This window comes from Gordonia sp. ABSL11-1, assembly GCF_030315685.1.
Lineage (GTDB): Bacteria > Actinomycetota > Actinomycetes > Mycobacteriales > Mycobacteriaceae > Gordonia.
Genome location: NZ_JASXSI010000048.1, coordinates 1 through 9,898 on the forward strand (window position 1 = coordinate 1; position 9,898 = coordinate 9,898).

The 9,898-nt window shown below is 62.5% G+C and carries 5 protein-coding genes and 2 pseudogenes; 2 read left to right on the forward strand and 5 right to left on the reverse strand.

All coding sequences use genetic code 11. The annotated features are described in order from the left end of the window. Window positions 1-405 (reverse strand): annotated as a pseudogene (locus QSJ19_RS26010) (hypothetical protein); the annotation flags it as partial. 41 nt (window positions 406-446) lie between these two features. Continuing rightward, entirely contained in the window at window positions 447-3,524 is a 3,078-nt protein-coding gene (locus QSJ19_RS26015; RefSeq protein WP_286323951.1) for a DEAD/DEAH box helicase, read from the reverse strand. 93 nt (window positions 3,525-3,617) lie between these two features. Here QSJ19_RS26015 and QSJ19_RS26020 point away from each other — a divergent pair, with 93 nt between their 5' ends. Beyond that, entirely contained in the window at window positions 3,618-6,068 is a 2,451-nt protein-coding gene (locus QSJ19_RS26020) for an ATP-binding protein (RefSeq protein ID WP_286323952.1), read from the forward strand. Next, a complete protein-coding gene (locus QSJ19_RS26025) occupies window positions 6,065-6,448 on the forward strand; it encodes a hypothetical protein (RefSeq protein ID WP_286323953.1) in 384 nt (127 codons plus the stop codon). Before QSJ19_RS26020 ends, QSJ19_RS26025 begins: the two co-directional genes overlap by 4 nt. A gap of 389 nt (window positions 6,449-6,837) precedes the next feature. Here the strand turns inward: QSJ19_RS26025 and QSJ19_RS26030 are convergent, their stop codons facing one another. The 3 genes and pseudogenes from QSJ19_RS26030 to QSJ19_RS26040 form a co-directional block, all read right to left on the reverse strand. Further along, entirely contained in the window at window positions 6,838-7,047 is a 210-nt protein-coding gene (locus QSJ19_RS26030) for a DUF6054 family protein (protein ID WP_286323954.1), read from the reverse strand. Window positions 7,048-8,099: 1,052 nt separating this feature from the next. Next, a complete protein-coding gene (locus QSJ19_RS26035) occupies window positions 8,100-8,327 on the reverse strand; it encodes a hypothetical protein (protein ID WP_286323955.1) in 228 nt (75 codons plus the stop codon). A gap of 845 nt (window positions 8,328-9,172) precedes the next feature. Next, window positions 9,173-9,898 (reverse strand): annotated as a pseudogene (locus QSJ19_RS26040) (hypothetical protein); the annotation flags it as partial.

Sequence of the window (9,898 nt, forward strand, 5' to 3'; positions counted from 1 at the left end):
CGGATCGAGGTTAAGGGTCGATGTTCTCGCGTAATCTCGGTCCGAGGCTTCCTGGCGAGGTCGATTGGTTCCGGCGTCACGGTTGCTATCGGCATCGAGATCGATTGAACGGATTAGCAACTCGGACTTCGGCGGTACCGGACCGAGGTTGCCGCGAGATCCGCTTCTGCGGGCTCGGTCGTACTTCAGTCGCTGGCTAACGGACTGCCGGTGCAGCTTTGATGCATCGACCCGGTACTCGAGTGTCCAGGCGCCGTCTTCGAAGCTGCCGATGACCGGCTTCTTGGTTTTGACCTGCCAGTTCTCCCGAACATGTCGCTCAATGCGTGGAAGATCAGCGGACGTAGCGATCGGGGACGAATCGGGGAAGGAGAAATGCTCGAACGATTGCCACCAGCCGTACATGAGGTGATCGTAGACGGCGGGTACGACACCCTGTGTCGAGATCAGCTCGCCACGACCGACCCACTCTCGAACACATCCACCGGCATAGCCCTTCGCAGGTGCCACGTGATCGCGATCGGCCGCTCACCCTGATGCGCGACGTAGTCCACAGGCCCGAGGTAGATGAACGGCGCCGCTCCGAAGTCACCATCGGGGCGGTCGCGGACGAAGAGCAGAATGTCGCAGCCGTTGGTGCGTTGCTCCACGAATTTGCGGCCCGTATCGGAATTGATCGCAGTGTTGTTCGGTGATTCCCAATGGAACTCGGTACGCGAGACGGGGAAGTCGCGATACATCGTCGTGGGACTGAACTCACGAACATCCTTGTGCAAGTTCACGAACAATGCGCCAGTGTCGCCCCTCCAGGTCACTCCGCCGGCTTGCCCACGCGCCTTGCGCTGAAGATTGGCGAAGCCGATGGCTGCCAGCACTTCTTCTCGGCGGTACTGCGCGTGCGTGAGTAGCGGCAGATCGTCTGCAGTGTCAGTGACCGCGCGCGGCACATGGTGAATACCGTCGGCTGCGACCGTGAGTAGCTGCTCAATCTCTTCGCATACCGCGGGATGAACGCGGAGGGCATCGAAACCTTGGTCGTAGCTGGTGAATCCGCCCAGATCTGACCAGAGCGTGAAGAAAAGCATGCGAGCCAGCGTCTGCTCGCGTGGGTTCAACGAGTCATAGCGGGGACCGTCGGCGAATATCAGCCGGCGATACAACGATGACCGTTCGTAGTCGTCGACATGCGCGAGAGCTCGCACTCGTCGAAGCAGCGCATCTTCGTCGGGACCCGGCTCAGGCGCGGGCAGCGCAGCGTCGCGCAGCAGCGGGGTCCACGCCCGCGTTCCGCTGCCGGCGTAGATGTCAGTGAGGTCGCCTCCGGTCGTCCGCAGATACTGGCCAAGGTTGCTTGTGTTGACTTCTCGAACGGACGCCACCAGCGCGGACCGACGATTGGACGGCAATGCGCGCTTCACGGAGTCGAGGATGATCTGCTGAGACTGACGATCCAGCACCAGTCGACTGGCTCCGGGCAGGAACGGAAAGCCATCCTCGATCTCGTCGACCAGAGTGCGGCCGCGGGCACCGGTCAGCGCGGTGAACCGTGGGGCGAAGTTGAACTCCGCACGCTGGTGACCGATGAAGTCGAGCACCGTCAACACGGCCTTCCCGGCGGAGCGCCGCAGCCCGCGACCGAGTTGCTGGAGGAAGACCGTGGCGCTCTGCGTGGGTCGCAGCATCAGCAGGGTGTCGACGTCGGGAATGTCGAGGCCCTCGTTGAAGATGTCCACGGCAAACAGGCACTTGATTGTCCCGTTTCGAAGGTCAGCGAAAGCCTGTGCGCGTTCCGCTGTGCGTGTGCCGGCGGAGATCGCTTGGGCGGCAATACCTTGACGGGTGAACTCTCGGGCCATGTACTCGGCGTGCGCGATCGACACGCAGAATCCGAGTGCGCGCATCGTGGTTGGGTCGGTGACGTAGTCGCGAACTGCGTTGAGGATGAGGCGAGTGCGTGCATCATTGCCGGTGTACACGTTCTCGAGGTCGACGCGGTTATAGTCGCCGCGCGACCAGGTGACGCTGCGCAGGTCAGTGTTGTCGGCGAGCCCGAAGAAGTGGAAGGGGCAGAGCAGGTCCTGCTCGAGGGCATCCCACAGGCGTAGCTCGTAAGTGGAGCGACCACCGAACCAGCGCAAAATGTCGAGCGAATCGGAGCGCTCAGGTGTTGCGGTCAGCCCCAGAAGCTCTGCCGGGTCGATCCGCGACAGCAGCGATGTATATGTCGACGCAGCCGCGTGATGAAACTCGTCGATCACCACGACGTCGAAGGCTGTTGGATTAATTCCCTCGCTGCTGCGACTCGCCAGCGACTGGATGCTGGCAAACACGTGCTTCCACTCGGTGGGCCGGTGGCTGTCGACGTAGAGTTCGCCGAAGCTGCCGTCCCCGACGACTTCTCTGTACTTGCGCAGCGACTGCGCCAGAATTTCTTTCCGGTGGGCGACGAACAGCAGACTGAGCTGCTTGCCCGTGTCCTGACAGAGCCTGCGGTAATCAAGGGCGGCAACAACCGTCTTGCCCGTGCCAGTCGCCGCGACGATCAGGTTGCGATGCTGACCGTGTACCTCGCGGGTGACCGAGAGCGCTTCCAAGATCCGCTCTTGATGCGGATATGGCTGCACGTCCAGACCGGAGACGGTGATGGTTTCGCGGCCCGAGCCGGACCCACCCGCCTCGGCGAGCGCGGTGTCCAATCGGGCGGCGTCGGTGCGCGGGTCGTACTGCTTGAACGCGGGGTCATTCCAGTACGTGTCGAAAGTCGCCTCGAACTTCCGAACGAGCGCCGGCGTGCTGACGTTCGAGATCCGAACGTTCCACTCGAGTCCGTCGACCATCGCCGACCGCGACAAGTTCGAACTCCCCACGTAACCGGTGTCGAAGCCGGAGTTCCGTCTAAACAGCCACGCTTTGGCGTGCAGGCGCGTCGACGCCGTCTCGTAACGGATTCTGACGTCGGCTCCGTATTTGGTGACGAGGTCGTCGACGGCGCGGCGTTCGGTCGCGCCGCGGTAGGTCGTGGTGATCACGCGCAGTGGAACGCCACGATCACGGAGGGCTTGAAGCTCCCGGCCGATGACTGCGACACCGGCGAACCTAATGAACGCGCAGAGCAGGTCGACGCGGTCGGCGCTCTGAAGTTCGCGGGAGATCTCACTCGCCATGTTCGGCTCGTCGCGCGTATTGGTGAGCAGCGCGACTTCCGACAGCGGGGTCGCGGGACGGGCCGGAACCTGATGGTGGGCGGGGTGCAGGGATGCCAAGAGGTCCCGTTGCGTCACGGCGTCCATGTCACCGTCGGCCAGACGTTCGATGATCGCGTTCGCGGCGGCGACTCGATCAGCCGCGTCAACCTGCAAGAGCTGGCGCTCGACCAGGCCGGCGATGTGGCGTGCATAGACGTGAGCGTGATCGTCAGCAGGCACCTTCTGGAACTCTGCGGACAGGTTGCTCTCGTTGAGGCGGTCCTGCAGGCGCTGCGTGACAACCGATTCATAGATTCCGGCGGCGAGGGGATCATGCACGAGTCGGAGTAGATCACAACGTGACGACAACAGCGGCACGTCTGTCGCTGCGGTGTGCGAGAGTCGGCGGAAGTGCCGTCGAAGGGGAGTGTGGTGACCGAGTCAATCTCGATCAATGAGAAGTCTCTGCTCGAAACCGTCTGGGACTTGCTCGATGCGGACGACGAGCTGAGTGACGAGGCGAAGTACGTGGTGATCGCGGCACTCGACAGCGATGAGTCATTGTCGGAGCAACTCGGCGGTGGGTCAGTGGCTCATCAACGCCCCGACACCACACAGGTAGTGCAGGAACCTGCTGGTTCGTTCCTGCGGGAAATCCGCGTCGCCGGTTTCCGTGGAATCGGTCCCGAGGCGAGTCTGACGATCACGCCCTACCCCGGCATCACTGTGATCAGCGGACGCAACGGGTCCGGCAAGTCGAGTTTCGCCGAGGCTCTCGAGTACGCACTCACCGGTCAGAGCTACCGCTGGAAAAACAAGGCCAAACTCTGGGCCGACACCTGGCGCAACCTGCACCACGGCGAGCCGTGCGAGGTGCGCGTCGACTTCACCACCGAGAACGGGCCCAAGACCTCGATCGGCGCGCAATGGCCCGACGGAGCCGAACTCAGCCAAGCCCAGCACTGGTCCCAGCGTGAGGGTGAGAAGCGACAGATCGGGGTCGATGCGCTCGGCTGGTCCACGGCTATCGAGATCTATCGTCCGATCCTGAGCTACGACGAAATCGGCGGCCTCCTCGAGCAAGAGCCGTCGAAACTCTACGACGCGCTGGACAAGCTGCTCGCACTCGACGAGGTGCAGGACGCAGAGACTCGATTGAACGCCGAGTATGCGGAGCGGCGGCGGCCACGCAAGACCGCAAAGGACGCGGTAACCGCACTCAAGAAGGCAGTCGTCGGGGTCGATGACGAACGCGCTGCCGCGTTGGCAAAACTCGTGCGCTCTCGGACTCCCGACCTCGACGCGATCGCCGGCCTGGTTGCTGCTACCGACTCAACCGAACACGCGACAGTCGCTGCTCTACAGGCGATCGCGAGTATGGACCTGCCGGACACCGACACGGCTGCGACGATCGCTACTGGGCTGCGCGATGCGCTGGGCAACGCACGAACCCTCGCGGACGATGCCATGCGAACCGCTGAGCAGCGCTCCGATCTGCTGCGGAGGGCACTCGAATTCCGTAGCGCGCATGACGATGACGCTCCGGCCTGCCCAGTGTGCGGCGAGGGGGTCCTGACCGTTGACTGGGAAACTCACGCCCGAGAGGCCATCGCCGCCGACGACTCACAGCTCGCGATGTACCGCGAAGCGCAGCGGAACGTGCGCGAGCGAGAGCAGGCGGCGCGCCACCTGTTCGAATCACTTCGCGATGTAACGCCGGTCGACGGTACCGAACTGCCGAGCTTGGCGGCCTACCGCGACGCGTTCGCTGCGGCATCGGCGGTACCCGAGGTCGTCGAAGATCTGCCAAGTCACATTGAGACGCACCTTCCGCCTCTCACCGACGCGCTCGCCGCCCTGCGGACAGAGACTGCCAATTCAGCGACAGAGTTACAGGATGTGTGGGCGCCTATCGCGGAAGAAACGTTGGAATGGCTTGCGCTGGAACGACGTGCCCGCGACACCGATGCCACGGTGATGGTGATCGAGGAAGCGCGGAAGTGGGTTCAGGAGAACTCGCAACGTTTTCGGGCACAACGGCTCGCACCAATCTCCGAAGGTGCACGAACCATCTGGTCACAGCTACGGCAAGAGAGCGATGTCGAGATCTCCGAGATAGCACTGGAAGGCAAACGCACACATCGCAAAGCGGTCCTGCGGGGACACGTGGACGGCAAACCGGCAGGCGCGTTGTCGGTGATGAGCCAGGGCGAACTCCATGCCCTCGCGCTCGCGTTGTTTCTCCCGCGAGCGACGACCGCAGCCAGCCCATTCCGGTTCATCGTTCTGGATGATCCGATCCAGGCGATGGACCCTGCGAAGATCGACGGCTTCCTGAACGTCCTGAGCGAACTTGCCGTGACCCGGCAGGTGATCGTGTTCTCGCACGACGATCGACTGGCTACCGCGATTCGCCAGCAGTCAATCGATGCGCACCTTATCGAGGTCACACGCGAATCCGGGTCGCGGCTCGTGGTGAAGAACGCCGAAGAACCGGCGCGCCGCTACGTTGACGACGCCTTCGCGATCGTCGCCGACGAGAACGTGCCGGACGACGTCAAACGGCGAGCGTGTCCCGGTCTGTTTCGGTTCGCCATCGAGGCGGCAGCTCGGCAGGTCTACTTCACGCGCTGCAACGTCGACGGTCAGCCGCAGCGCGACACGGAGGTGCGATGGGCCGAAGCGAAAAGTGCAACGGCCTGTGTGGCATTGGCGCTCCACGGCGCCACCGATGCCGACCTCTCGGGGTGGAAATCCTGGCGACAGTATCGTCGACCGGCGATGGCCATCGCGACAAAGGGTGTACACAAAGGCGCCACCATCGGCAAGGACGACGTCCGAGATCTACGCAAGACCGTCGACGACATCCTGGAGCAGCGGTGACGCCGACCGAACTCCTCGCCTACGCCCAACATCTGCTGCGTGGCCTGGGAGATTCGACCTCAGGGAACGCGTCGAGGCTCGCCGCTGTGGTTGCGCGCCAAGCACTCGAGGCGACAGTCCTGGAGCGGTGCGATGTCGTCAACGCCCCCTGCGAGAATGCGACGATGCGCGCGAGACTGGCGATCCTGAAATCGCTGGATGACCGTGCGACGGCCGACCGGCTGGCGTCGTTGTGGCATCAACTGAGTGCATGCTGTCATCAGCACGCGTATGAATTGTCGCCGACAGTCGGTGAAGTGCGTTCTCTGTGTGAGGATTTGGCAGCGGTGATGTCTGCGAATCAGCCCGCGCCGAGCTCGAGAGCGAAGCCCAACTTATGAACCCCTTACTTCCGGACCCTCCGATTACAACCGAATCCACGAGTGCCACCAACTCGAACGCCCCTATGGGGCAACGTGCGAGTACTCCAAACTTGTCAGGACTCTTGCCGTACCGCACCTCACCAGGATCGGTGAGCCCGCCCTCGATCGCCTGTACGCGGCTGTCTGTAGGTGAACGACGCAGATGGGCGACGACGATAGCTGCGCGCAGGCTGATACTGACGCACCATAGCCAGCCGAGACGCCGTGACCAGATCATCGGTCTGCAGGCTCGTGCTCGACCGTGTCCAAACCTTCGGCCGCCATCCGGTCAGACGTTTCTGTTACCGCGGAGTTGAACTCGTCCAGACCATGTCCGCGGGTCTGACTGGTGTGGTTGAGGTTGCGGCTCAGGCGGACTGGCGTTCGACAATTGCATCCACGAGCCCGATGAACTGCGACAGGAACGCGTCTTCGCCGAAGGAGTTGACCTTCCAGAAGATCGCCTGGCTGCCGCCGGATGCGATGGCGACGAGGCCAAGATCTCGTTCGCGTCCCACCAGTGTCACTGTGAGACTCAGGCGGTTGGCTCCGACCATGCTGTAGCGCTCGAAGACCATTGTCGAACAACGAACGTCACCGACGTTGAGGTCGCTCGAGTCCTCGAAGCTGCCGACGAACTACCGGAGAGTACGCCTCGGTGGATTGCGCGTACGACTTCGTCGAAGTCGCCGGTGAAGGTGCGCTCGTGTTTAGCCATGTGCTCTGTCTCCGGGTCGGTCTGGGCGCTGTGTCGGCAGGTTGCAAGTGGTCAGGGTGAGGGCCACGCCGGCGATTGGGGCAGAGTGGGGAATCCCTCCGGGCCGTCTAGCTCTGGGATCAACATGGCTTCCCGACCGTCAGGTGTGATCGGATTCTGACCGCGGTATGCCGGGATCTGGTCGAGCATGCCGGCTCCCCATGCTGTGCAGGGACGCTCGCTGACGGGCGGTTGGGGTGATGAGCGCGCACCCCAGGGCACCGCGTCGAATTTCCACGGATAGAATACGTCGAACTGTGGGGCGCGCGTGCCTGGTCCTGGTGCGGCTTCGCGCCGAACGTCCGCTCGCGGATCGGCCGTTTGGGGTGGGAGTCTGGCTGTGAAACTGAATTCGTAGGCGCTGAGGTAGGCGCTCTGTGGTTCCCACGTGTCCACCTCGGCTCGCCCGTTGCGCAGGTAACAGCCTCGTGCCGATACCTCATCGTCAGAAACTCGAATCTCCGCGATATTCGCGTACATGGTGCCGAACAGAGCGGGGAACGTCGGCTCAGGCCACTTTGGAGCGTAGAGGCAACTCGGCCTGTTCTCGACGCTTGGCTTTGGCGCAGCGGTCATAGCACCGGGGTAAGCGGCTTGCCTCCCGTAGACCGATAGCTGACAGGACTCGAGATAGGCTCGTGCGAGTTCGGCAGGTCTGCTGTGCAGATCAATTCCGTCGGCAGCTGACCAGACGACAGTGTAGGGGCCAGCAACGTCAGTGGGGTAGCGGTAGTCCTTTGGCGGGACAGGGGTGGGTGCGGTCCGCGAGCTGGTCGTGAGCGATTGTTCGGCGGGTGAATCCGGAGTCACGCAAGCGGTCCCAGTGGCCAAAGCCAAGATGACTAGCGCTGCTGCGCCGTACTTCACCTTCATCTAGCTCGAACCGTTCAGGATCATGTCGTCGTAGTTGTCGGGGTCAGTGGGATCGAAATTCATTGCGCCCTGGTGGTTGCCAGTGCTGGTGCCCGCGCGCAGCGATGCCAACAGCACGACTTCGTCGAAGTCGCCGGTGAATGTGCGCTCGTGTTTAACCATCTGCTCTGTCTCCGGGTCGGCGTGGTGCTGTGTCAGCAGGTTGCAAGCGGTCAGGGTGAGGGCCACGCCGGCGATTGGGGCAGAGTGGGAAATCCTTCATCGCCGAACAGCTTCGGGATCAACACTGCGACATCACCATCAGGCGCAATAGGGTTCTGGCCGCGGTATGCCGGGATCTGATCGAGCATGCCTGCTCCCCATATCGTGCAGGGTTGCTCGCTGACGGGCGGTTCGGGCGTGCGGGTTGCGGCCCATGGCACTGCGTCGAACTTCCATGGATAGAAGACGTCGAATTGCGGTGCACGCGTGCCTGTTCCCGGTGCGGCTTCGCGTTGAACGTTCGCACGCGGATCCACCGCTTGTGGAGGGAGTCTAGCTGTGAAGCTGAATTCGTAGGCGCTGAGGTAGTCGCTCTCTGGTTCCGAAGTGTCCACCTCAGCTCTACCGCTGCCCAGGTAACATCCGCGTGCAGACACCTCTGTGTCGGAAGCCCGAATCTCCGCGATATGCGCGTACATGGTGCCGAATAGAGCGGGAAACGTACCCTCAGGCCCTTTCGGTGGGTAGAGACAACCTATCCTGTTCTCGACGCTTGGCTGTGGAGCGGCGTTGAGAGCGCCGGGGTAGGTTGCCTTCCTCCCATACACAGACAGCTGACAGGACTCCAAATAAGCCCGTGCAAGTTCGGCAGGTCTGCTGTGCAGATCAATTCCGTCGGCAGCTGACCAGACGACATTGTATGGACCTGCGATGTTGGTGGGGTAGCGGTAATCCTGCGGCGCGACAGGAGTAGGTGCGGTCCGCGAGCTGATCGTTCGCGATTGTTCAGCGGGTGAATCCGGAGTCGCACAAGCGGTCCCAGTGATCAAAGCCATGATGACCAGCGATGCTGCGCCGTACTTCAACTTCATCTAGCTCGAACCGTTCAGGATCATGTCGTCGTAGTTGTCGGGGTCAGTGGGATCGAAATTCATTGCGCCCTGGTGGTTGCCAGTGCTGGTGCCCGCACGCAGCGATGCCAACAGCTTATCGTTTCCTAGCGCGCTTTCCATCGCACTCAAAAGGTCCCCTCTATCCCCCTTGTGCTCTGAGAGAATATCCGCAAGTGGCTTTAGCTTCCCATCACCGCTGAACCACTCCCCGGGCGCACCGGTATCTGGTGTTGCTTGGACTCCTTCGAGAGCGCCGTACACGAGATGGATCTCGTCCTCAGCTGCCGTGCCACCGGTCCCGGTAGGTGCTGGGGGTCGAAATTCAAGGTCTCCGGCGGATTGGTCGGGCAAGAGCCAGGGACCCGCGACTGCCCCTGCAGTTCCCGCTGTCATCGCCGCTGGATGAGGGACACTGGTCAATCCGGCGGATGCCGAACTGACTATGTCCCTGATTCGTTTGCTGGCTGCGTTCTCCGCATCCGTGCTCGCATTCTCATCGAGCTGCAGGTCGTACTCAGCCCCGTAGAGTTCGGACTGGCCTAGTGCGCGGAGATTTGCACTGAGCTCGGCCAACGATCGCGCTCGGTGTGGTTCTGAGGACGCCAGTTCGCCCGCGGCAGTGCCGTTGCGAACTGTCTGATCAAGGATGTCCCGGTAGAGATCCGCGCCCGCGCCAGTGCCGTCGGGGTTCTCCGGTGTTGTGGC